Genomic DNA, 22,808 nt, shown 5'->3' on the forward strand with positions numbered 1-22,808 from the left:
GCTTCGCCCACGAGCGGGCGTCACGGTGGCGCGCGGTCAACGAAAGCATCGGCAAACAACTGGTTTCGCGGCAACCCGGCAATGAACAAGCGCCGCGCAAACTCCTCGATCCTCCCCGGTGCACCGCATGCCAAGGCCACGGTGTGCCGCGACGACAGGCGCAAGCCTTGCAGCCAAGCTTGCAGCTGCTCGGCAACGATAAACTCCACGCTCACATTCGGGTGTTCCACAGCCAACGCGGCTAGGGGCGCAGTCAGGTAATGCTGCTGCGCCGTCGCCGCCACGTGCATGACCCGGATATCCCCCTGATGCCCTTGACGCAGCGCCTCGCGCAGGATGCCCAATAACGGTGCGAGGCCGGTACCCGCCGCCAGCAACCATAGCGGCCGCGCGTGCCAGTCCTGCTCATAATGCAGCGCCCCACCCCGCAGCTCACCCAACCGCAGTACGTCGCCAACATCAAGGCTGCGAGCCTTGTCGCAAAATAAACCAGGCCGCTGGCAGTCGATATGAAATTCGAGAAAGTCGTCTTCGCCCGGCAGGCTTGCCAGTGAATACGGCCGGGCGATCGAACCGTTCCACAGAAGCACATGCTGCCCGGCTTGATAACGCAGCGCTCGCTCTGGACGCACGCGTAGGCGCAACACATCACCGTACCAGTCCAGCGCACACACCTGAGCGGGGATGCCGTCCTGCAGAGGGTCGAATACCGCTACGCGCAGGTCCCCCACTACACGGCACTGGCACGCCAGGCGCCAGCCTTGTGCATGCTTATCCAGCGCCAGTGCCTCAGGCAAGGCATCCGCCGGTTGCCCCTCCAGGCAATGCACCAGGCAAGCATGGCAACTGCCGGCCCGGCAGCTGTAGGGCACATTCAGGCCGGCCTCGTTCAAGGCATCGAGCAAGTTGCTGCCAGTGGGCACCGCCCAGCGGCGCTCGCCCACGCAAATTTCGGGCATTGTCAGCTCTCTCTCCTGGCGCTTTATTTTGCCGGGCCCGCTTTGCGGCCCCCGTCAAGCATCCTATCTCTCGACCGAGACAGCAAGAACAGTGCCTGCCCGCTGCCGACCATCGTCCAGACCGGCCGAAGGTGTGCCCGGGACGGATGCGCGCTATACTGCCGCGCCTTTTTCCGTCGGCCTGACCTGCCGGCGCCTTGCAAGGCGTTTCGACATGCTGGTCGGCACCGTCGAGCGTCTTTATGAATGTTCCCGTCTTTAAGAGGAGCGCGCTGCATGACCGTGATCAAGCAAGACGACCTGATTCAGAGCGTCGCCGACGCCCTGCAATTCATCTCGTACTACCACCCCGTCGATTTCATCCAGGCGATGCACGAGGCCTATCTGCGTGAAGAATCGCCTGCTGCGCGCGATTCCATCGCCCAGATCCTGATCAACTCGCGCATGTGCGCCACCGGCCACCGCCCGATCTGCCAGGACACCGGGATCGTCACCGTGTTCGTGCGCGTCGGTATGGACGTTCGCTGGGATGGCGCCACCCTGAGCGTCGACGACATGATCAACGAAGGTGTGCGCCGCGCCTACAATCTGCCCGAAAACGTCTTGCGCGCCTCTATCCTGGCCGACCCGGCCGGTGCTCGCAAGAACACCAAGGACAACACCCCGGCAGTCATCCACTACTCGATCGTCCCTGGCGACAAAGTCGAAGTCGATGTGGCAGCCAAAGGTGGCGGTTCGGAAAACAAGTCGAAGATGGCCATGCTCAACCCGTCCGACTCGATCGTCGACTGGGTGCTGAAGACCGTCCCGACCATGGGCGCTGGCTGGTGCCCGCCTGGCATGCTCGGCATCGGCATCGGCGGTACCGCCGAGAAGGCCGCCGTCATGGCCAAGGAAGTGTTGATGGAATCCATCGACATCCACGAACTGAAAGCGCGTGGCCCGCAGAACCGCCTGGAAGAAATCCGCCTGGAGCTGTTCGAGAAGGTCAACCAACTGGGCATCGGCGCCCAGGGCCTGGGTGGCCTTACCACCGTGCTCGACGTCAAGATCATGGACTACCCGACCCACGCCGCGTCGCTGCCGGTGTGCATGATCCCCAACTGCGCCGCCACCCGTCACGCCCACTTCGTGCTCGATGGCTCCGGCCCGGCCGAGCTGGAAGCGCCATCGCTGGACGCCTACCCGGAAATCGTCTGGGAAGCCGGCCCAAGTGCCCGCCGCGTCAACCTCGACGACATCACCCCTGAAGAAGTCGCCAGCTGGAAACCGGGCGAGACCATTCTGCTCAACGGCAAAATGCTCACCGGCCGCGACGCCGCACACAAGCGCATGGTCGAAATGCTCAACCGTGGCGAAGCGCTGCCGGTGGACCTGAAAGGCCGCTTCATCTACTACGTAGGCCCGGTTGACCCGGTCGGTGACGAAGTGGTGGGCCCTGCAGGCCCGACCACCGCCACCCGCATGGACAAGTTCACCCGCCAGATCCTCGAGCAAACCGGCCTGCTGGGCATGATCGGCAAGTCCGAGCGTGGCCCGACCGCCATCGAAGCGATCAAGGACAACAAGGCCGTGTACCTGATGGCCGTTGGCGGCGCTGCCTACCTGGTGGCCCAGGCCATCCGCAAGTCCAAGGTCCTGGCCTTCGCCGAGCTGGGCATGGAAGCGATCTACGAGTTCGAGGTCAAGGACATGCCGGTTACCGTCGCGGTAGACAGCAATGGTGAATCGGTGCACATCACAGGCCCTGCCCTGTGGCAGAGCAAGATCGCCGAAAGCCTGGCAGTAGAAGTTAAGTGAGGCAGCCTTGAGGCTTGAGTAACCGTTTCTCGAAGGTCGGTTGCTCGCGATTGAAACCAACACCCTGCGATGGCTACGCTTTCGCAGGGTGTTTTTTTTGTCCAGGGCATAGGCAAAAAATCGCCGTTTCAGTGTTGCTGCAACAGGGGGCAAACGCTGAACTGATTCATTTATGTACCATCCGGTAGCGATTGGAATGGCTTTAACTGGGCACTCCCCCATCAACGAGTGTCTCAAAATGAAAGGGTTCAAGCTCGACAACCAATGGCTCACCCGCTTTCGCCTGGATATCACCTCAAGCTCCAATCGCCTTTATGCCAATGGTCGGCAGCAAGTGGAAGTGACTGTCACCCTGGAGCCACGTAAAGGGGAAACCCTCAGCGAAGAGAGCCTCAATAGCCTGTCGCTGGTGTTAATTGATGAAGACGGCGAACCACGCCTGCTGGATCACCCCGACCTGTTTGCGTCCAAGGCGCGCGATAAACGGTTTGTTTATCATGCCGCCTACGGAGGCGCCCCCAGCGCGCTCACCGAAAAAACCGCAAACAGCATTCGCCGCATCTTCTACGTCACGTCCCAACGCCCTGGCGGCACGCTCACCCAGATCTACGCATTAATGTTGAAAGATGAGAATACCTACGCCATAACCAACACCAGCCCCTTCGTGTCATCGGTGGTCATTGAGTCCATCACGCCACCGCCACCGCACGACAAGGTGTTCCACCTTGAGCCGGGCACGCCCTTCAAATACAAGTCGAACAATGCCGATAGCCATTGGGACGACGAAGTCGAAGAGACAGTCAGCTATTTTGGTTTTGCCGATCCCAAACTCATCATGGTAGAGAGCACCGCACTGGAGACGCCCTCGAACACGCCATTTTATGAGCGGCACAATCATGACCCCGCGCTTATCTCATTCCAGCTGACTAACGACTACAGCCAAGAGGCAACAGTAACAGCCCTGGGGGTGGGAGAAGCGTTCGAGGCAGTCTCCCCTGATTCAGGCGAAGCCTATGTACAGCGCCCTAACCACATGACACTTCATCATTACTACAGACGCTTTTACGCAAAGCATTACAACTCGCTCAATGAAGCGCCCAGTGTGTGGCTGCTACTCGACCAACACGGCAACCCGTACCACGTCGAATTCCTCGTCAGCAATGGCGGCCACGCACTGAAATACCATGTCAGCGAAAGCAAGCTGGACATTGGCCCCTGACGACAGATTCATACCATCAGTGCCTTCATCCAGAACGACATGATTTTCTCGGAAGTGACCTGCTCACCCAGGTCGCGCCAGGCACACGTGGTGCGTAACGACGGCTCGTGCAAAAAACCCCGGTTGCGCCAGAAACCCTGCAAGGGTTTGTAACCGGCGGGGCGCCTTGGATGCACGCCCGGGCGCTCGACGGCACAGAAAACGCAGTAATCGAACGCGGCAAGTGTGTGCGCATAGGATTCACGCTCGATAAAAAAACGCACCCCGAGGCCTTGCCCGCGGTACTGCGGCAGGACAAACGACTCACCGAACAGATAGACGCTCGCAGGATCGCGGCCCTGAGCCCGGAACAGCTGAAGGAATTCAGGAGCTCCATCCATCAGCGGCAAAGCGGTTGAGGCTCCGACTACCTGGCCGTCGTCCACGGCCAGCACGACCAGGCTGCGCCCGGAGCGGACATGGCTGGCCAGATAGTCGACGTCAGAGTCCGGGCTGCCGTCGTACAGGTAGGGAAATTCGCGCATTACGGCCAGGCGCAGGCGAGCGAGGTCATCGATGTATGGCGCGATAGCGGCGCCGTGCAACAGGCGTATTTCCATGCTTGGCGGTCGTTTTGTCGATGTGGATGACGCGCTCGGCTAAGCCGGGCTTGAGGGGAAACCCTATCATCCGAGGCAACGACCCGCCTTTTCCATACACGACAGGTACTGTTCCATGACCGCTACCGAGCGGGTAAATGCCTACTAGGCCGCGTTCAACGCCGGCGGCAGTCGCGCGGTGGCGGCGTTCACCGTGCATGGCGAATACCGGGTTCCCCCGCGAAGACGCCGTATCAGGCAATACGGGTGCCCAGCACCTTCAGAAATGCCGCCAGCCAAGCCGGGTGCGCTGGCCACGCCGGTGCGGTCACCAGGTTGCCATCCACATGGGCCTGGTCCACGGCGATATCGATGAACGTGCCGCCCGCCAGACGCACTTCCGGGGCACACGCCGGATACGCGCTGCATTCGCGCCCCTCCAGCACACCCGCCGCCGCCAGCAGCTGGGCACCATGGCACACCGCCGCAATCGGCTTGCCAGCCTGGTCAAAAGCCCGCACCAGCGCCAGCACTTTTTCATCCAGGCGCAAATACTCCGGCGCACGGCCACCCGGGATCAGCAGGGCGTCGTAACTCTCGGGCCGCACCCGCACAAAGTCATAATTCAAGGCAAAGTTGTGCCCCGGCTTTTCGCTGTAGGTCTGCTCACCCTCAAAATCATGGATGGCAGTGCGCACTGTCTGCCCCGCCAGTTTCTCCGGGCACACCGCGTGCACCGTGTGGCCCACCATGCTCAAGGCCTGAAACGGCACCATCGCCTCGTAATCCTCGACGTAGTCGCCTACCAGCATAAGAATCTTCTTCGCCGTCATCGCACCCACTCCTTCGGTTAACCGTAAACAGTCAATGCACGATAGCCGCTGTCAGTCACGGCGGTCGAGCACGTTGACTACCAGTCGGTCGATCCAGCCCCAGATTCGTTGTTTAACCCGGCGCCACAGGGGGCGGGCATGCCAGTGGTCGAGGTCGACTTCCTCGCTCAAGGCAAAGTCGCGCTCGAAGCTGGCCACCACCGCGGCCGTCAACGGCGGGTCCAGCGCCTCAATGTTGGCCTCAAGGTTGAACCGCAGGTTCCAGTGGTCGAAGTTGCACGAACCGACGCTGACCCAGTCGTCCACTACAACCATCTTCAGGTGCAGGAAGCACGGTTGGTACTCGAAAATCCGCACACCGGCGCGCAGCAGGCGGGGGTAGTAGCGGTGCCCGGCGTAGCGGACCGACGGGTGGTCAGTGCGTGGGCCGGTCAGCAACAGCCGCACGTCAAGCCCCTTGCTGGCAGCACGGCGCAAAGAACGGCGCACGCTCCAGGTCGGCAGAAAGTATGGCGTGGCCAGCCATACCCGCTGCTTGCCACTGTTCAGCGCCCGCACCAGCGAATGCAGGATGTCCTGATGCTGGCGGGCGTCGGCATAAGCTACCCGCCCCATGCCCTGGCCCTGCGCAGGCACCTTGGGCAAACGGGGCAGGCCGAAGCCCTCGGCAGGGCGCCAGGCGGTGCGGCGGTTGTTGGCGCCCCACTGGCGGTCGAACAGCAACTGCCAGTCGGTTACCACCGGCCCCTGAATCTGCACCATCACCTCATGCCATTCGCTGGTCGCGTCGCCCGGGGTCCAGAACTCGTCGGTAACCCCTGTGCCGCCCACCACCGCCCAGCGTTCGTCCACCAGCAGCAGCTTGCGGTGGTCGCGGTACAGGTTGCGCAAGCCGCGCTTCCAGCGCAGACGGTTATACCAGCGCAGGTACACACCAGCCTCCAGCAAGCGTTGGCGCAGGGCGCTGTTGAAGGCCAGCGAGCCATAATCATCGAACAGGCAGCGCACCCGCACGCCACGCCGTGCGGCCTGCTCCAGCGCCTCGACCACCGCCTCGGCACAGGCGCCAGCCTCGACCAGGTACAGCTCCAGGTCAACCTGGAACTCGGCACGCACGATGGCTGCGAGCATGCGCGGAAAGAACTCGGGGCCGTCGATCAGCAGTTCGAACTGGTTGCCATCCCGCCAGGGGAAGACCGGGCCCGGCATGTCAGCGGGCGGTGAAAATCAGCACCGCGCTAACCGGCACCGACGGGTTGATGGACGTGAGCCCGGCAAACTTGCGCAAGGTTTGCAGCCCTGGCAGCAGCCCGAAATCATCGGCACGCAACACCAGGGGTTCGAGTGTCACGACCTGAAAGCGCCGCTCGTCCAGGCGGGTGGCCAACAACAGGGCGTTGTAGCTGTGCGACTGGCCATGCAGGGTAACGGTGAGCGGCAGGCGCAGTTCGATCTGGGCACCGTTGGCCAAGTCGTTGATCGGCCGCAGGTCCAGTTGAGCCCGCACCTTGGCTTCGGCAAAACGCTCGACCTCGAACAGGTCCTCACGCATGCGCTCGTCACGCAGTGCAATGCCACTGCTCACCGAATCCATCTCGATGCTCAGCCCCGCCACGCCTTTGCGGTCGACCGTGCCATGCAGCACCAGAAAGCGGTGCACTTCGGCAGTGTCACCGTTTTTGCCGGTAATGAACGACAGGCGCGACGATTCGCCATCGAGGTGCCAATTGGCGTGGGCAGGCAGGCACAAAGCCAGCAACAAGGCGGGCAGCAGACGGGGCAGCTTGAACATGACAGATCTCGTGAAACCAGGCCGCCAACCTTACCCGCCCGCCTTCATGGCAGCAAGCGGCAGCCCTCGTGCGGGCCCCGCCAGCTAGCCTGATTGCGCCGCCCCAACCCCTCGGCAGTGACTCGTCGCTGCTGGCTGTTTTCCTCCAGCAGGCTCAGCGGCAGCCATTGCTTTACATAGCCTTGGCAGTAGGCCTGCCCGAAGCCCATGACGAAGCGGCACGAGCAGTATTCCTTGGCCGAGTAGGCCGAGAGGATGCCGGGGAAATCAGCCAACGCCTGACGCTCCTGCCAGGCCCAGAACACAAGGCCCAGCAACACCAGCAACAAGGCCCGCTTCATGTGCCCTCCCGGGGCACTGCCGCCAGTACCCGCTTGAGCAGTTCGTCGTGCTGGTAGCTGCCGTCGCGGTCATCGGCATAGCGCACGATCACCAGCTTTTGCGCGGGCAGCACGTACAGCGCCTGGCCCCAGTGGCCAAGGGCGGCGTAGGCGTCTTCGGGTGCACTCGGCCAAGGCCGTTGGGCGCCGGCCAACGGCCGGTTGAGCCACCAGTGGCCGCCAGGGTTGGCCTCACCGGGCACAGGTTCGGCATGGGTAAACGCTGTTCGGTTGAAGGCCACCCAGGCCGTGGGCAGCAGTTGCCGGCCTTGCCAGCGCCCGTCACGCTGCATCAGCAAGCCGATTCGCGCCAGGTCGCGGGCGCTGAGGTACAGATAGGAAGAGCCCACGTAGGTGCCCGCCCCGTCACGCTCCCACACCGCGCTGTCGATACCTAACGGGCTGAACAGCGCGTGCCAGGGGTAATCGGGGTACTGCCCGGCATCGAGCATGCCGCGCAGTGCAGCCGCCAGCAGGTTGCTGTCACCACTGGAATAGAGAAAACGCTCACCGGGGCTGGCCGCCGCACCCCGCGCCGCCGTATAGGCCGCCATGTCCTCGCGGCCACGGGTGTATAGCATGGCCACCACTGATGACTTGAGGGGGGCGTATTCGTAGTCTTCCTGCCAGTCCAGGCCACTGGCCCAGTGCAGCAGATCGGCCATGCGTATGCCGGGATGGCCGCGCATGGCGGGATAGAAACGGGTGACCGGATCTTCCAGCTGGAAGCGCCCTTCGCCTTGGGCCACGCCCATCAGCGTGGCGAGTACGCTCTTGCTTACCGACCAGGTCAGGTGCGCGGTGGCGGCAGTGGTGGGGGCGGTGTAGCGCTCGTGGAGGATACGGCCATCGCGGATGATCAGCAGCGCGTCGGTGCGGATGCCGCTGCGGTCGGGGGCAGTGCGAGGGGGGAAGGCGTAGGCGTCGACGGCTTGCCAGTCGAAACGGGCAGGATCGTTCTGCCAGTCAGGGTCAGGCCAGTCCTCGGCTTCGGCGGTTGCCAAGGCCAGGCAAAGAACCAATAGCAGACCTTTCAGCATTGTGTTTCAGCTCGAAATTTTGGGGCCGCCTTGCGGCCCCCCGGGATCATCGGTTCACAAAAACCTATCAGGCCTTCATGACAATCCCGCAGCCGCCCAAGCCTTGTTCAGGCGCTGCTCGCGCGCCGCCGCAGCCAACGCCATCACCCCTTGGTCACGCTGCCAGATTTGCGCCCAATGCACCGGCCCTGCCGCCAATGCTGCGTCGATCGCCCCCCGCAACGCCTGGAACTGCGCAAACAAACCACCCAACAGCAAATGGCCATCCGTGCAGTCGGCACACTGCCGGCTACCCTCGGCACACCCGGCCAGCAGCCCAAGCAGTTGCAGGCGTAAAGCCTGCGGCCAGGCGCTTTCCTGCCCCACGCCATACAACCAGGCCGTCAGTGCCGTGAGCACATACAAGTCCTCCAGCGAGCGAAACGGCTTCACATAAGCATCCCAGCCGTCACCGGCCAGCAGCTCGCACGCCGCCTGTTCCAGCAGCAAGCGCCCATGGCCCACCTCCGGCATCAACGGCAAGGTCGGCAATGGCTCCAGGGTCACGCCGGGCTCCCCGGGGTACACCACCGCCAGGTTCAATTGTGGCGCCGCGCCTGCGGTTTCGCTGCGCGCCGCCACCAGCAGCCACTCCGCCTCCAGCCCGGCGGTGACGAAGTCCTTGCTGCCGGTCAGGCGCAAGCCGTCCAGGCGCGTGTGCATGTCCGCCGGCCGCACGCTGCGCCGCTCGGTCGCGCACAGCGCGCCGAGGCTGGACGGTGCACTGGGCCACAGCACGCGCAAGGCGGCCTGGTAACCCACCAGAAAAGCCAGGCCCGGCGTGGCCATCGCGCGCCCGCCCAGTGCCGCCAGTTCGAAGGGGGCAACCGGGCCGAGGCGCTCGAGCAGCGCGGCATAGGTTTCGCCCAGAGTGCCCGCCGGCGCGTGGCGAAGCGGGTCGTTCAATCGTTGCAACCAGGCCATGGGACGGCTCCTTGCTGGGGCTTTCTGGTCAAGGTTTGGGGGGTGTCACGCAAGCATCACCAAAGATTCACAGGGGTGACACCGCGTCTACCTAGGCTGACTTTGCACAACAAAGCCGACCGGCCGCAACCCTTCATGGCTGGCTTATGGAGACTCGTAATGACTCGGATCGCTCATTCTGGCGACAACAGCACTGAACGCCGTCTGCAAGCCGAACGCCTGGTTGGCGCCGCGGCGCTGCAAGAGGCCCAGGCCCTGCGCTTCAAAGTGTTCAGCGCAGAATTCAAGGCCAAGCTCAAGGGTGCCGAGCACGGCCTGGACATGGACGACTACGACGTGCACTGCCGCCACATTGGTGTACGCGACCTGAGCACAGGCGAGCTGGTGGCCACCACCCGCCTGCTCGACCACCAGGCCGCCAGCAGCCTGGGCCGCTTCTACAGTGAAGAAGAATTCCGCCTGCACGGCCTGTTGCAGCTGCAGGGCCCGATCCTCGAACTGGGCCGCACCTGCGTAGCCCCCGACTACCGCAACGGCGGCACCATCGCCGTGCTGTGGGGTGAACTGGCCGAGGTGCTCAACGAGGGCCGCTACAGCTACCTGATGGGCTGTGCCAGCATCCCGATGCAGGACGGCGGCGTGCAGGCCCATGCCGTGATGCAGCGCCTGCGTGATCGCTACCTGTGCAACGAGCACCTGCGGGCCGAGCCAAAGAACCCGCTGCCAAGCCTGGCGTTGCCGGGCAACGTCATCGCCGAAATGCCACCGCTGCTCAAGGCCTACATGCGCCTGGGCGCAAAGATTTGCGGCGAGCCTTGTTGGGACGAGGACTTCCAGGTGGCCGACGTATTCATCCTGCTCAAGCGCGATAATCTCTGCCCGCGCTACGCCCGGCACTTCAAGGCGGCGGTCTGATGCAGAAGCTGCGGGTAGTAGCCCGCCTGACCCGACTGCTGCTCGTGCTGTTGCTGGGTATGTTCATGGCCAGTCTTATTGCCCTCGGCGAACGCCTCGGTTTCAAGGCTCCCCTTGAGCGCCGCCAGCGCTGGACCTGCCTGTTCATGAAACGCCTGGTCGCCGCCCTGCCCTTCAACGTGCGTGTAGTCGGCGAACTGCCGCAGCGGCCGATGCTGTGGGTCAGCAACCACGTTTCGTGGACCGACATCCCCCTGCTCGGCATGCTGCTGCCCCTGTCGTTCCTGTCCAAGGCTGAAGTGCGTCATTGGCCGGTGGCGGGTTGGCTGGCGGAAAAAGCCGGCACACTGTTCATTCGCCGTGGTGGTGGCGACAGCCAGCGCCTGCACGAACAGATCGCCGGGCAACTGGGGCTGGCGCGCCCCCTGCTGATCTTCCCCGAAGGCACCACTACCTGCGGTCGCAACTTGCGCACCTTCCATGGCCGCCTGTTGGCAGGTGCCATCGACCGGGGCGCGGCGGTGCAGCCGGTGGCTATCCAGTATCTGCGTGATGGCCAGATCGATCCGATTGCGCCGTTCATTGGCGACGATGATCTGGTGTCGCACCTGATGCGCCTGTTTGCCCAGCCGCGAGGCGAGGTGTGCATTCACTTGCTGCCACCTATCGGCAGCGTGGGCAAGGAGCGTGCGGTGCTGGCGCTGCAAGCACAGCAGGCGATTCACTTGGCGTTGTTCGGGGTTGAAGAAGTTGAAGCAGTGCCAAGGCGGCCGGCGCGGGCTGCCTGAGCCTGGCGTGGGCAAGCTGGCGCCTGTGAGATCGAGCGCCGCGCGGGCGGCGCTCGATCTCACAGGCGCTACAAGTCCTCAGCCCTACGCTGCGCCGCCGCAAAAGCCTGTAACTGGGGATAGAACTCGCGAAAATCCGCCAGCAGCGGCTCATACAGCCGCTCCAGTTCCACCATTACCCCGGCCATCCCCTCAGGCCGCGACAAGCGTCGGGCAATGCCGTTGAACACCTGTTCCAGCGTGGGAAAATCGCCATACGCCCCTAGCCAGTCATCCGCTGCCATGAACGGCGCAATCCGCGCCAATCGCCCCGGCAGTTCGGGCTCCGCCAGCAGCACCCTGTAAAACGCGCCAGTAAACTGCGCCAGTGGCTGCTCGGCGTAGTGGCCCCAATGCCGCGCCAGGCAATGGTCGAAGAAGACATCCAGCACGATGCCGGCAAAGCGCCGCCGCTCGCGCGGAAAGCGCGTCAGTGCCGCCAGCACCAGCGGATGCTGATCAGTGTAGCTGTCGATATGCCGGTGCAGCCGGATAGCCGCCTCCAGCGCAGGAGGGAAGCGCCCTTCCAGCGAGCCTTTGACAAAATCGCCATACAGGCTGCCAAGCAGTTGTTGCGGCGCCGGGCCGCCCAGGTGCAGGTGTGCGAGGTAGTTCATGGGCGCAGTCTACCACCGCTCCGCCTTATATCGTTATAACGCGATATACCGATTCGCGCTCAGCTCAGAACCTCTTGGTATTTGGATATCGGGAACAGCCGATTTACATTTCGCTCTATCGCGATATACCGCTACAACGAGCCTCCACCCATGCCTCTTGATCTCGACGAAATCATAAAAGCGCTGGCCCATCCGGTCAGGCGAGAAATCCTCAGCTGGCTGAAAGACCCGGCAACGCAATTCCCCGACCAGTACCACAGCACCGAAAACGGTGTGTGTGCCGGGCAGATCGACCAACGCTGCGGCCTGTCGCAGTCGACCGTCTCCGCCCACCTGGCCACCTTGCAGCGCGCCGGGCTCATCAGCAGCCAGAAGATTGGCCAATGGCACTTCTTCAAACGCAACGAAGCCACCATTGAGGCATTCCTCGAACAACTGCGCCAAACACTTTGACAAGGCAGGTAACCGCTATGACCACGCTTTTCGATCCGATCACCCTGGGCGACCTGCAACTGCCCAACCGCATCATCATGGCCCCGCTCACCCGCTGCCGTGCCGACGAAGGCCGCGTGCCCAATGCGCTGATGGCCGAATACTATGTACAGCGCGCCAGCGCCGGGCTGATCCTCAGCGAAGCGACTTCGGTCACTGCCATGGGCGTCGGCTACCCGGATACCCCCGGTATCTGGAACGATGAGCAGGTGCGTGGCTGGAACAACGTCACCAAGGCCGTGCACGCCGCCGGCGGGCGCATCTTCCTGCAGCTGTGGCACGTTGGCCGTATTTCCCACCCCAGCTACCTGAACGGCGAGCTGCCGGTGGCCCCCAGCGCAATCCAGCCCAAGGGCCATGTAAGCCTGGTGCGCCCGCTAAGTGACTACCCCACCCCGCGCGCGCTGGAAACCGAGGAAATCAACGACATCGTCGAGGCCTACCGCAGCGGTGCCGAAAACGCCAAGGCTGCCGGTTTCGATGGTGTAGAGATTCACGGCGCCAACGGTTACCTGCTTGACCAGTTCCTGCAAAGCAGCACCAACCAGCGCACTGACCTCTACGGAGGGTCGCTGGAAAACCGTGCACGCCTGCTGCTGGAGGTGACCGATGCGGCCATCGAAGTGTGGGGCGCAAACCGCGTAGGCGTGCACCTGGCGCCGCGTGCCGATGCTCACGACATGGGTGATGCCGACCGCGCCGAAACCTTCACCTACGTGGCTCGCGAGCTGGGCAAGCGAGGCATTGCCTTTATCTGCTCGCGGGAGCGGGAAGCCGATGACAGCATCGGCCCATTGATCAAAGAGGCATTCGGCGGCCCGTACATCGTCAACGAGCGGTTTGACAAGGCCAGCGCCAATGCGGCCCTGGCCAGTGGCAAAGCCGATGCAGTGGCGTTTGGCGTGCCGTTCATCGCCAACCCCGACCTGCCGGCGCGGCTGGCGGCGGATGCGCCATTGAACGAGGCGCGGCCAGAGACTTTCTATGGCAAGGGGCCGGTGGGGTACATCGATTATCCGCGGTTGTAATCACGATTGCCGGGGCCGCTTTGCGGCCCATCGCGACACAAGGCCGCTCCCACAGGGATAAGCACAGCCCTCAAGGTAGCGCCGAACTTGTGGGAGCGGCCTTGTGTCGCGAAAGGAGGGCAAAGCCCTCCCGCGCTCTGTTACGGCCGGGCGTTGATCTGCTGCTGCAGGTTCTGAATCTGGCTCTGCAGCGTATTCAGGTTGCGCGTCGTCTGCGCACGGAAGGCATCGAATTCCTGCACCGACGCACCACCGGACGCTGCCGCAGCCGGGCGGTTGTCGATCTGGCTCTTCAACACCAAAATATCCTGTTCCAGGCCCTGGATTGCCGCGCTCGGGTTGCCCTGCTTCTTCAGCGCCGCCACATCGCTGCCCAGGCTCTTGAGCTGCCCGTCCAGCGTGCCGCCATCCACCTGCGCGGCCTTCAGCGCGGCAACCTGCTCGTTCAGGCCCTTCAACTGGGCATCCAGCTTGCCGCCATCAACTTGCCCTGAACGCAACGCGGCCAGCTCGCCATTCACCAGCTTCAACTGCGCCTGCAGCTGGCTTTGCAGCTCGGTCACAGCCTTCTGCTGTTCACGGGTATCGGCCAGCACCTGCTCCAGGCGCTTACCCAGGTCGCCGGTCTGCCCGGCTACGCCTTGCTGCAACTGGCGCAACTGCAGCTTCAGCGCCTCGCTGCTGGTATTAACACCGGACTCGCTGGCCTCAACCTTGCCACTGATCGCCTGCAAGCGCCCGGCTGCTTCTTCACTGATGCGGGCAAAGCTCTCCTGGGTCGCCACCAGTTGCTGCTCCATCAGCGAGATCTGCTGGAAGCTCCACCAGCCCAGGCCCGCCAACGCGATGAACGAAGCGCACAGCAGCGCCCACAACGGCCCCGTGCTGGCACCACGGGCGGCTTTCTGCCGGCTGCGCACCACGTGCGCCGGTATCAGTTCGTCATCATCAACGGTGCCCGCCCGTAAGGTAGGCACATCATCGTAGTCATCGTGAGCATGGTTACGCATGGATACATTCAACCGCGGTAGTCGCACAGAGGCACGAGTATAAACCGCAAGCGCGGCGCATTGATGACCATTGTCAGCCAGACGGCCTCACTGCCCAGGCGGCAAATGCTTCCACCAGCCGCAGAATTCATCCAGTGCCGTCCACAGGCTGACCTTGGGCTGGTAGTCCAGGTACTGCCGGGCGCGGCTGATATCCAGGGTGAAGTCACGGCTCATCACCTGCATCCCCAGGCGCGACAAGGTCGGTTGCGGGCGCCCCGGCCACAACATGCAAGCGGCCTCATTCAGCGCGGCCAGGCTATAGGCCAGGCCGTAGGAGCGGTAGCGGGTCACCTGTGGCAGTTGCATCTGGCGCATCACGTAGTTGACCACGTCCCACAGCGGCAGCGGCTGGCCGTTGCTGATGTTGTAGGCCTGGCCCAGCGCACGCTCGTCGGCGAACAACGCGCTGAGCAGTGCTTCGTTGAGGTTGTGCACGCTGGTGAAATCGACTTTGTTCAAACCGTTGCCGATGATCGCCATGCGGCCTTTGCGCTGCATCTGCATCAGCCGCGGAAAAATGCTGGCATCGCCGGCACCGGTGACAAAGCGCGGGCGCAGCGCCAGTACTTCGAGGCCGAACTCCTGGGCCCCGAACACTTTTTGCTCGGCCAGGTGCTTGGTTTGCCCATAATGGTCGTGAAAACGGCGCGGCACTTGCTCTTCACGGATGTCCAGGCGCGAACGGCCATTGAAATAGATCGAAGGCGACGACAGGTGCACCAGGCGCCGCACATGTTCCTTCAGGCAGCCCTCGACCACGTTTTCGGTGACGACCACATTGCCTTGGTAGAAGTCCTGGTAGCGCCCCCAGTTGCCCACTGCGCCGGCGCAGTGCACCACCGCCTCAATGCCTTGGCACAGGCGGCGGGCCAACTCGGGGTCGCCCAGGTCGCCAGGGATGAACTGGGCGCCGCGCTTGACCAGGTGCTCGACCCCTTCGGCGCGGCGGCCGCTGACCCGCACGTCCAGGCCCTGCTCCAGGGCGTAGCGCGCAAAGCGCCCGCCAATGAAGCCACTCGCGCCGGTGACCAGAATTCGCATGTAAGACTCCGTCTTGCCAGATTTCAGATGCAACTGACGCCAGCCGTGGCTACAAGGGCACCAGCCATTGCCGTGCGGTGTGCCGCAGGTGGTCGGTCAGTTGCGCGAGCAATTGCCCGCCATTGCGCCAATGATGCCAGTACAGCGGCACGTCGATGGGGGTATCGCTGCAGATTTCCACCAACTGCCCGTTGGCCAGTTGCTCACGGGCCTGCAATTCGGGCACCAGCCCCCAGCCCAGCCCGGCCTCAGTCATGCGCAGGAAGCCTTCGGATGACGGGCACAGGTGGTGCAGGAAACCATCCTCGATGCCCAGTGAGGCCAGATAGCGATGCTGCAGGAAATCATCCGGGCCGTACACGATCGCCGGGGTGCGGGCCAGGCGGCTGGCGACAAAGCCTTGGGGGAAATGCCGCGCCATGAACCCGGGGCTGGCCAATGCCCGGTAGCGCATGGCCCCCAGCAGCAGGCTTCGCGCCCCGGCTACCGGGCGTTCACTGCCACACAGGCAGGCCGCCACTTCGCCAGCACGCATGCGTTTCAGGCCCACTTCCTGGTCTTCTACGACCAGGTCGGTCAATACGTTCTGCTGCGCACAGAAGTTGCCCACCGCACCGGCCCACCAGGTGGCCAGGCTATCGGCGTTGAGCGCAATGCGCAGGCGTTCCGGCATGCCCTCCTCGTCCAGCGCCGGCACCTGGCGCTGCAAGTCACGTTCCAGCAGGCGCACCTGCTGCACATGGTTGAGCAACTGACGGCCGACTTCGGTTGGGCTGGGCGGCGCGGCACGCACCAGCACGGGCTGCCCGACCCGCGCTTCGAGCAGCTTGATGCGCTGGGAGATGGCCGACTGCGACAAGCCCAGCACTTGCGCGGCACGCTCGAAACCACCCTGTTCGATCACCGCCGCCAGGGCGGCCAGCAACTTGTAGTCGAACATCGATTTTCCTAATGCCGGATCAGCTTTATTTGTTTTTCTTATACAGCGCAACCCACCACAATGGCCAGCATCTTTAAGGTTCCTTCTATATGGAGAGCACGCCATGTGGCAAAGCTATCTCAACGGCATGCTGGTGGCCTTCGGCCTTATCATGGCCATTGGCGCACAGAACGCCTTCGTCCTCGCCCAGAGCCTGCGCCGTGAGCATCACTTGCCGGTAGCAGCATTGTGCATCGTCTGCGATGCCCTCCTGGTGGCTGCCGGGGTATTCGGCCTGGCCACGGTGCTGGCCCACAACCCGACCTTGCTGGCGGTGGCGCGTTGGGGCGGCGCCGTGTTCCTGGTCTGGTACGGCGCCAAGGCGCTGCGCAGCGCCTGTTCCAGCCAGAGCCTGAAGCATCAGCAGGGCCAGGGCGTACGCTCGCGCCGTGCCGTGCTGCTCAGTGCCCTGGCGGTGACGCTGCTGAACCCGCACGTCTACCTCGATACGGTGTTGCTGATCGGTTCGCTGGGCGCCCAGCAGACTGAGCCTGGCGCCTATGTGGCCGGGGCGGCCAGTGCCTCGCTGCTGTGGTTCTCGACCCTGGCGATTGGCGCGGCCTGGCTGGCACCGTGGCTGGCACGGCCGGCGACCTGGCGCATGCTCGAGCTCATGGTGGCGGTGATGATGTTCGCAGTGGCGGCGCAACTGATCTTTTCCTGAACAGACACCACCGGTCGGTATCGTGTAACCGCTCTGGAACCTCTATTCCCTATCTTTGTTGCGTGGTTATGCGCCGGGGCTGGTGCTATGATCGGCCCCTTGCGTCGCAAAGAGTACAAACTCGCCGACGCTCATAGGGCCGCCCGTGATCGGCCCTGCGCAAACCGCGAACTAGACCTGAATCAGGAGATCCACCATGGCTTTTGAATTGCCGCCGCTGCCGTACGCCCACGATGCCCTGCAGCCGCACATCTCCAAGGAAACCCTGGAGTTTCACCACGACAAGCACCACAACACCTATGTCGTGAACCTGAACAACCTGGTCCCAGGCACCGAATTCGAAGGCAAGACCCTGGAAGAGATCGTCAAGAGCTCTTCGGGCGGCATCTTCAACAACGCCGCTCAGGTCTGGAACCACACCTTCTACTGGAACTGCCTGTCGCCAAACGGCGGCGGCCAGCCTACCGGTGCCCTGGCTGAGGCCATCAACACCGCTTTCGGTTCCTTCGACAAGTTCAAGGAAGAGTTCACCAAGACTTCGGTTGGCACCTTCGGTTCCGGCTGGGGCTGGCTGGTGAAGAAAGCTGACGGTTCCCTGGCCCTGGCCAGCACCATCGGCGCCGGCTGCCCGCTGACCAGCGGCGACACCCCGCTGCTGACCTGCGACGTCTGGGAACACGCCTACTACATCGACTACCGCAACCTGCGTCCGAAGTACGTCGAGGCGTTCTGGAACCTGGTCAACTGGGCCTTCGTTGCCGAGCAGTTCGAAGGCAAGACCTTCAAGGCCTGAGTCATCCAGCCTTGATCAAAAAACCCGGCCATGTGCCGGGTTTTTTTGTGCCTGAATCAGACGCGAAGAGGCCTGCACGGTTTTGCTTGCTCAGCCTGCATAGCGCGCTAACATCAAACCTCTGGAAGATTGACGCAGCGCACTCAAGTTGCGGGGTCAGGCAACCGATACACTGCTCATGATCGGCCGATAGTGTATCGTCATCGTTGATGGCAAAATGATGCCATGCGCATGGATTAAGGAAACCCCATTGAAGCTGGAATTGCGGAACAGCTTGTCGGTCAAGTTGCTCAGGGTCGTGCTGCTGTCGGCGTTGGCGGTTGGCGTCGTGCTCAGCTGTGCGCAAATTGTCTACGACACCTACAAGACCCGCCAGGCCGTGAACAACGATGCCCAGCGCATCCTCGACATGTTCCGCGACCCCTCCACCCAGGCGGTATACAGCCTCGACCGCGAAATGGGCATGCAGGTGATGGAAGGCCTGTTCCAGGACGAATCGGTGCGCATGGCGTCCATCGGCCACCCCAACGAAACCATGCTGGCCGAAAAGTCCCGCCCGCTGCAGGACATGCCCATGCGCTGGCTGACCGACCCGATCCTCGGCCAGGAACGCACCTACACCACGCAACTGGTTGGCCGCGGCCCCTATAGCGAATACTACGGCGACCTGAGCATTACCCTCGACACCTCGTCCTACGGCGAAGACTTCCTGATCAACGCGGTGATCATCTTCATTTCCGGCGTACTGCGGGCCTTGGCCATGGGCCTGGTGTTGTACCTGGTCTACCACTGGCTGCTGACCAAACCGCTGTCCAAGATCATCGAGCACCTCACCCAGATCAACCCCGACCGCCCGAGCCAGCACCAGATCCCGCTGCTCAAAGGCCACGAGAAGAACGAACTGGGTCTCTGGGTCAACACGGCCAACCAGTTGCTGGCGTCGATCGAGCGCAACACTCACCTACGCCATGAAGCCGAAAACAGCCTGCAGCGCATGGCCCAGTACGATTTCCTCACAGGCCTGCCCAACCGCCAGCAACTGCAGCAGCAACTGGACAAGATCCTCGTCGATGGCGGTCGCCTGCAACACCGTGTGGCAGTGTTGTGCGTGGGCCTGGACGATTTCAAGGGCATCAACGAACAGTTCAGCTACCAGGTTGGTGACCAACTGCTACTGGCCTTGGCCGACCGCCTGCGCGCCCACAGCGGCCGCCTGGGCGCCCTGGCGCGGCTGGGTGGTGACCAGTTTGCCCTGGTACAGGCCAATATCGAGCAGCCCTACGAGGCGGCCGAACTGGCGCAGAGCATCCTCGACGACCTGGAAGTGCCGTTCGACCTCGACCACCACCAGCAGATCCGTCTGCGCGCCACCATCGGCATCACCCTGTTCCCCGAAGACGGCGACAGCACCGAGAAGCTGCTGCAGAAAGCCGAACAGACCATGACCCTGGCCAAGGCCCGTTCGCGCAACCGCTACCAGTTCTACATTGCCAGCGTCGACAGCGAGATGCGCCGCCGCCGCGAGCTGGAAAAGGACCTGCGCGAAGCCCTTCCGCGCAACCAGCTGTACCTTGTGTACCAACCACAGATCAGCTACCGCGACCACCGTGTGGTCGGCGTCGAGGCGCTGCTGCGCTGGCAGCATCCAGAGCTGGGCATGGTGCCACCGGACCAGTTCATTCCGCTGGCCGAACAGAACGGCAGCATCATCAGCATTGGCGAATGGGTACTGGACCAGGCTTGCCGGCAACTGCGCGAATGGCACGACCAGGGCTTCAGCGAGCTGCGCATGGCGGTCAACCTGTCCACCGTGCAGCTGCACCACAGTGAACTGCCACGGGTGGTCAACAACCTGCTGCAGGCCTACCGTCTGCCGCCACGCAGCCTGGAGCTGGAAGTCACCGAAACCGGCCTGATGGAAGACATCAGCACTGCCGCCCAGCACCTGCTGAGCCTGCGCCGCTCCGGGGCGCTGATTGCCATCGACGACTTCGGCACCGGCTATTCGTCGCTCAGCTACCTGAAATCGCTGCCGCTGGACAAGATCAAGATCGACAAGAGCTTCGTCCAGGACCTGCTGGACGACGATGACGACGCCACCATCGTTCGCGCCATCATCCAGCTGGGCAAGAGCCTGGGCATGCAGGTGATCGCCGAAGGCGTGGAAACCGCCGAACAGGAAACCTACATCATTGCCCAAGGCTGCCACGAGGGCCAGGGCTATCACTACAGCAAGCCGCTGTCAGCCCGTGAACTGACCCACTTCCTCAAGCAGGCGCAGCGCAATCAGGTTTCGATGCTCTGAGCTGGCAGGCCTGGTTACAGGCTGTGACCCGCATTTACATGAATTGCGCGCCCGCCCCTTTACAGCAAATGCAAATCTTTCGCATGATGTTGCGCTTTCGCGTGCCACGGCGCACGGCCCACCCCTTGGTCCAACCACACGACGCAGGAAAACCAACAATGATTCGAATGCCTCTGGCCTCCGCCAGTCTGCTGGCCATTGCCATCGCTCTCGCCGGTTGCGGTGAAGGCAAGGACGACAAAGCCGCCGCGCCGCAAGCTCAGGCACCTGCCGCCGCCAGCACCACCGCTGCTGCGCCTGGGGCTGTTGACGAAGCCGCCGGCAAAGCCGTGGTCAAGCACTACGCCGAAATGGTCTACGCCGTGTACAGCGACTCGCTGAGCACCGCCAAGACCCTGCAGAGCGCAGTCGATGCGTTCCTGGCCAAGCCCAACGACGAAACCCTGAAAGCCGCCAAGCAAGCCTGGGTCGCCGCGCGCGTACCGTACCTGCAGACCGAGGCCTTCCGCTTCGGTAACACCATCATCGACGACTGGGAAGGCCAGGTGAACGCCTGGCCGCTGGACGAAGGCCTGATCGACTACGTCGACAAGAGCTACGAGCACGCCCTGGGCAACCCGGCTGCTGGTGCCAACATCATCGCCAACACCGAGATCCAGGTAGGCGAAGAGAAGGTCGACGTCAAGGACATTACCCCTGAAAAACTGGCCAGCCTGAACGAGCTGGCTGGCTCCGAGGCCAACGTTGCCACCGGCTATCACGCCATCGAGTTCCTGCTCTGGGGCCAGGACCTGAACGGTACCGGTCCAGGCGCTGGCAACCGCCCGGCGTCCGACTACCTGGAAGGCCAAGGCGCTACCGGTGGCCACAACGACCGCCGCCGTACCTACCTGAAAGCGGTCACCGACCTGCTGGTCACCGACCTCGAAGAGATGGTCGGCAACTGGGCACCGAACGTGGCCGACAACTACCGCGCCAAGCTGGAAGCCGAGCCTGTCAACGACGGCCTGCGCAAGATGCTGTTCGGCATGGGCAGCCTGTCGCTGGGTGAACTGGCGGGTGAGCGCATGAAGGTTTCGCTGGAAGCCAACTCGCCGGAAGACGAGCAGGACTGCTTCAGCGACAACACTCACTACTCGCACTTCTACGACGCCAAGGGCATCCGCAATGTCTACCTGGGCGAGTACACCCGCCCGGACGGCACCAAGGTCAGCGGCCCGAGCCTGTCGTCGCTGGTGGCCAAAGCCGATCCTGCTGCCGACGCCACCCTGAAGGCCGACCTGGAAGCCACTGAAGCCAAGATCCAGGTGATGGTCGACCACGCCCTTAAAGGCGAGCACTACGACCAGTTGATTGCAGCTGACAATGCTGCCGGCAACCAGATCGTGCGTGATGCCATCGCGGCCCTGGTCAAACAGACCGGCTCGATTGAACAGGCCGCTGGCAAGCTGGGCATTGCCAATCTGAACCCGGACACTGCGGACCACGAGTTCTGATCCTGCTGTAGCGCCTCATCGCAAACGCCCGGCCTAGTGCCGGGCGTTTTCATTTGTAGGCCTGGTAAAGCGCTTCCTGCTGCCTGAGGTACACGCAAGTGCCCATCCTGTAGCCCTTCAAGCAACCCAAACAGGAGGCAAAGTGCTGCAGATTCTTGATGTCTGGGGCGAAGGCCGAATCGTCCAGCGTGTAAATGGGAGGAACCTTGTTACCGGATTCACCCATGCCTACAACCTGAACAAGGCGGGCCAGCTCATCTCCAACGGGCCGTTTACGGGTAGGCATATTCCCAACCTGATTGTCGTATACGAATACGATGCTCCGGACTTTCCCCTCGACGATCACGCAGTCCCTCACGTAACGCTGATGGGCGCTCCGATCACCCACCATGTGGCCGAGGAAATCTGCCGGGTCGTTGCTCGCCCCGGCAAGGTTTACCTGTACGACCCCAACGAAACCGACCGCAAAATGTTCGAGGCCGTTGCCTTCGCCCAGGGGCTGCAGCCAATGGGCCGCTTCGTGCCCGCTGAACTCGCGCCCCCTTTCAACGAGATCACCCTGCTCGCAGCCTACGTCTACCGCACCCCGACGGCCCCGTTGCCACGCCCGGAAATCCAACACTAGAAGGAAACGCCAAATGGCCAGCCTCACCTACCTGCACTCCATCGCCAACAACACGCCCTATACCCTGACCCTGATCGACGGTGAAAACCGCAGCCAGAGCCTGGCAATAGGCGCCCAGCAAGCATGGAATGGCTCGCTCGCCGTGCCCTGGATCGGCAAATCGAGTGAAAACCACAAGGCCTTGCGCTTGATCCTCGGCCCGAATGCCGAGACCAACATCTGGGTATTTCAGGATTACTGGCAGCCCGCGCACAAGGATGCAATCAAGTGCCTCACCGCCTCATCCATGGAGTACGCCAGCGAAGAAGTCATCGAGGTCCCAGGCGACAACCGTGATGGCGGTAGCAAGAACCTGATCATCAGCCTGGTCAACAGAGAGTTCAAACTGTTGATGGCCTGAGCCCCCTCGG

At 62.9% G+C, this 22,808-nt stretch carries 24 protein-coding genes; 12 read left to right on the plus strand and 12 right to left on the minus strand.

What is annotated here, in order from left to right:
• Positions 1 to 20 precede the first annotated feature (20 nt).
• Positions 21 to 959, minus strand: coding sequence for an iron-sulfur-binding ferredoxin reductase (locus OZ911_RS23380; RefSeq protein ID WP_023049233.1), 939 nt, complete (start codon positions 957 to 959; stop codon positions 21 to 23).
• Positions 960 to 1,235: 276 nt separating this feature from the next.
• Here OZ911_RS23380 and OZ911_RS23385 point away from each other — a divergent pair, with 276 nt between their 5' ends.
• Positions 1,236 to 2,759: a fumarate hydratase gene (locus OZ911_RS23385; protein ID WP_016488901.1), complete on the plus strand. Its 1,524-nt coding sequence runs from the start codon at positions 1,236 to 1,238 to the stop codon at positions 2,757 to 2,759.
• Between the two features lie 238 nt (positions 2,760 to 2,997).
• The gene (locus tag OZ911_RS23390; RefSeq protein ID WP_070086905.1) at positions 2,998 to 3,978 is read left to right on the plus strand and encodes a hypothetical protein; all 981 of its coding nucleotides are present in this window, start codon (positions 2,998 to 3,000) and stop codon (positions 3,976 to 3,978) included.
• 8 nt (positions 3,979 to 3,986) lie between these two features.
• Here OZ911_RS23390 and OZ911_RS23395 read toward each other — a convergent pair whose 3' ends face one another.
• The 7 genes from OZ911_RS23395 to OZ911_RS23425 form a co-directional block, all read right to left on the minus strand.
• A complete protein-coding gene (locus tag OZ911_RS23395) occupies positions 3,987 to 4,577 on the minus strand; it encodes a GNAT family N-acetyltransferase (protein ID WP_023049231.1) in 591 nt (196 codons plus the stop codon).
• 233 nt (positions 4,578 to 4,810) lie between these two features.
• On the minus strand, positions 4,811 to 5,389 hold the full coding sequence (locus tag OZ911_RS23400; RefSeq protein ID WP_016488904.1) for a DJ-1/PfpI family protein: 579 nt from the start codon (positions 5,387 to 5,389) through the stop codon (positions 4,811 to 4,813).
• A gap of 51 nt (positions 5,390 to 5,440) precedes the next feature.
• Positions 5,441 to 6,598: a phospholipase D-like domain-containing protein gene (locus tag OZ911_RS23405; RefSeq protein WP_016488905.1), complete on the minus strand. Its 1,158-nt coding sequence runs from the start codon at positions 6,596 to 6,598 to the stop codon at positions 5,441 to 5,443.
• 1 nt (position 6,599) lies between these two features.
• Positions 6,600 to 7,181: a YceI family protein gene (locus OZ911_RS23410; RefSeq protein ID WP_023049230.1), complete on the minus strand. Its 582-nt coding sequence runs from the start codon at positions 7,179 to 7,181 to the stop codon at positions 6,600 to 6,602.
• Between the two features lie 44 nt (positions 7,182 to 7,225).
• A complete protein-coding gene (locus OZ911_RS23415) occupies positions 7,226 to 7,522 on the minus strand; it encodes a hypothetical protein (RefSeq protein WP_023049229.1) in 297 nt (98 codons plus the stop codon).
• Positions 7,519 to 8,601, minus strand: a complete 1,083-nt coding sequence (locus OZ911_RS23420) for a serine hydrolase domain-containing protein (RefSeq protein ID WP_016488908.1) — start codon at positions 8,599 to 8,601, stop codon at positions 7,519 to 7,521. The genes OZ911_RS23415 and OZ911_RS23420 overlap by 4 nt, the downstream gene beginning before the upstream one ends.
• A gap of 75 nt (positions 8,602 to 8,676) precedes the next feature.
• Positions 8,677 to 9,564 (minus strand): acyl-CoA dehydrogenase middle domain-containing protein, encoded by an 888-nt coding sequence (locus OZ911_RS23425; protein ID WP_060517499.1) that lies wholly within the window; start codon positions 9,562 to 9,564, stop codon positions 8,677 to 8,679.
• Between the two features lie 159 nt (positions 9,565 to 9,723).
• Between OZ911_RS23425 and olsB the strand changes: the two genes are divergently transcribed.
• Positions 9,724 to 10,479, plus strand: a complete 756-nt coding sequence (gene olsB / locus OZ911_RS23430; RefSeq protein WP_016488910.1) for an L-ornithine N(alpha)-acyltransferase — start codon at positions 9,724 to 9,726, stop codon at positions 10,477 to 10,479.
• Entirely contained in the window at positions 10,479 to 11,267 is a 789-nt protein-coding gene (locus OZ911_RS23435; RefSeq protein WP_016488911.1) for a lysophospholipid acyltransferase family protein, read from the plus strand. The genes olsB and OZ911_RS23435 overlap by 1 nt, the downstream gene beginning before the upstream one ends.
• Positions 11,268 to 11,335: 68 nt before the next feature.
• Here OZ911_RS23435 and OZ911_RS23440 read toward each other — a convergent pair whose 3' ends face one another.
• The gene (locus tag OZ911_RS23440; protein WP_268968487.1) at positions 11,336 to 11,923 is read right to left on the minus strand and encodes an acyl carrier protein phosphodiesterase; all 588 of its coding nucleotides are present in this window, start codon (positions 11,921 to 11,923) and stop codon (positions 11,336 to 11,338) included.
• A gap of 150 nt (positions 11,924 to 12,073) precedes the next feature.
• On the opposite strand from OZ911_RS23440, the gene OZ911_RS23445 reads away from it, so the two are divergent.
• Complete coding sequence (locus tag OZ911_RS23445; protein WP_016488913.1) at positions 12,074 to 12,376, plus strand: ArsR/SmtB family transcription factor; 303 nt, start codon at positions 12,074 to 12,076, stop codon at positions 12,374 to 12,376.
• 17 nt (positions 12,377 to 12,393) lie between these two features.
• Complete coding sequence (locus OZ911_RS23450) at positions 12,394 to 13,443, plus strand: alkene reductase (protein ID WP_016488914.1); 1,050 nt, start codon at positions 12,394 to 12,396, stop codon at positions 13,441 to 13,443.
• Positions 13,444 to 13,583: 140 nt separating this feature from the next.
• On the opposite strand, the gene OZ911_RS23455 is transcribed toward OZ911_RS23450, so the two are convergent.
• The 3 genes from OZ911_RS23455 to OZ911_RS23465 all read right to left on the minus strand — a co-directional run bounded on the left by OZ911_RS23455 (position 13,584) and on the right by OZ911_RS23465 (position 16,476).
• The gene (locus tag OZ911_RS23455; RefSeq protein WP_016488915.1) at positions 13,584 to 14,453 is read right to left on the minus strand and encodes a hypothetical protein; all 870 of its coding nucleotides are present in this window, start codon (positions 14,451 to 14,453) and stop codon (positions 13,584 to 13,586) included.
• An 87-nt stretch (positions 14,454 to 14,540) separates the two neighbouring features.
• A complete protein-coding gene (locus OZ911_RS23460) occupies positions 14,541 to 15,536 on the minus strand; it encodes an NAD-dependent epimerase/dehydratase family protein (RefSeq protein WP_023047338.1) in 996 nt (331 codons plus the stop codon).
• A gap of 49 nt (positions 15,537 to 15,585) precedes the next feature.
• Positions 15,586 to 16,476 (minus strand): LysR family transcriptional regulator ArgP, encoded by an 891-nt coding sequence (locus OZ911_RS23465; protein WP_016488917.1) that lies wholly within the window; start codon positions 16,474 to 16,476, stop codon positions 15,586 to 15,588.
• A gap of 103 nt (positions 16,477 to 16,579) precedes the next feature.
• Here OZ911_RS23465 and OZ911_RS23470 point away from each other — a divergent pair, with 103 nt between their 5' ends.
• The 6 genes from OZ911_RS23470 (at position 16,580) to OZ911_RS23495 (ending at position 22,798) form a co-directional block, all read left to right on the plus strand.
• On the plus strand, positions 16,580 to 17,179 hold the full coding sequence (locus OZ911_RS23470) for a LysE/ArgO family amino acid transporter (protein WP_023047339.1): 600 nt from the start codon (positions 16,580 to 16,582) through the stop codon (positions 17,177 to 17,179).
• 196 nt (positions 17,180 to 17,375) lie between these two features.
• Positions 17,376 to 17,972 (plus strand): superoxide dismutase, encoded by a 597-nt coding sequence (locus OZ911_RS23475; protein WP_016488919.1) that lies wholly within the window; start codon positions 17,376 to 17,378, stop codon positions 17,970 to 17,972.
• A 250-nt stretch (positions 17,973 to 18,222) separates the two neighbouring features.
• Positions 18,223 to 20,277: a putative bifunctional diguanylate cyclase/phosphodiesterase gene (locus tag OZ911_RS23480; RefSeq protein ID WP_016488920.1), complete on the plus strand. Its 2,055-nt coding sequence runs from the start codon at positions 18,223 to 18,225 to the stop codon at positions 20,275 to 20,277.
• A 158-nt stretch (positions 20,278 to 20,435) separates the two neighbouring features.
• Positions 20,436 to 21,773 carry an imelysin family protein gene (locus OZ911_RS23485; protein WP_016488921.1) on the plus strand — a complete coding sequence of 446 codons (1,338 nt, stop codon included), beginning with the start codon at positions 20,436 to 20,438 and terminating at the stop codon, positions 21,771 to 21,773.
• A 142-nt stretch (positions 21,774 to 21,915) separates the two neighbouring features.
• Positions 21,916 to 22,398 (plus strand): hypothetical protein, encoded by a 483-nt coding sequence (locus OZ911_RS23490; protein ID WP_024717456.1) that lies wholly within the window; start codon positions 21,916 to 21,918, stop codon positions 22,396 to 22,398.
• 13 nt (positions 22,399 to 22,411) lie between these two features.
• Positions 22,412 to 22,798 (plus strand): hypothetical protein, encoded by a 387-nt coding sequence (locus OZ911_RS23495; RefSeq protein ID WP_016488924.1) that lies wholly within the window; start codon positions 22,412 to 22,414, stop codon positions 22,796 to 22,798.
• The last annotated feature ends 10 nt before the right edge of the window (positions 22,799 to 22,808 follow it).

The sequence above is a fragment of the Pseudomonas fortuita genome (assembly GCF_026898135.2).
Taxonomy (GTDB): Bacteria; Pseudomonadota; Gammaproteobacteria; order Pseudomonadales; family Pseudomonadaceae; genus Aquipseudomonas; species Aquipseudomonas fortuita.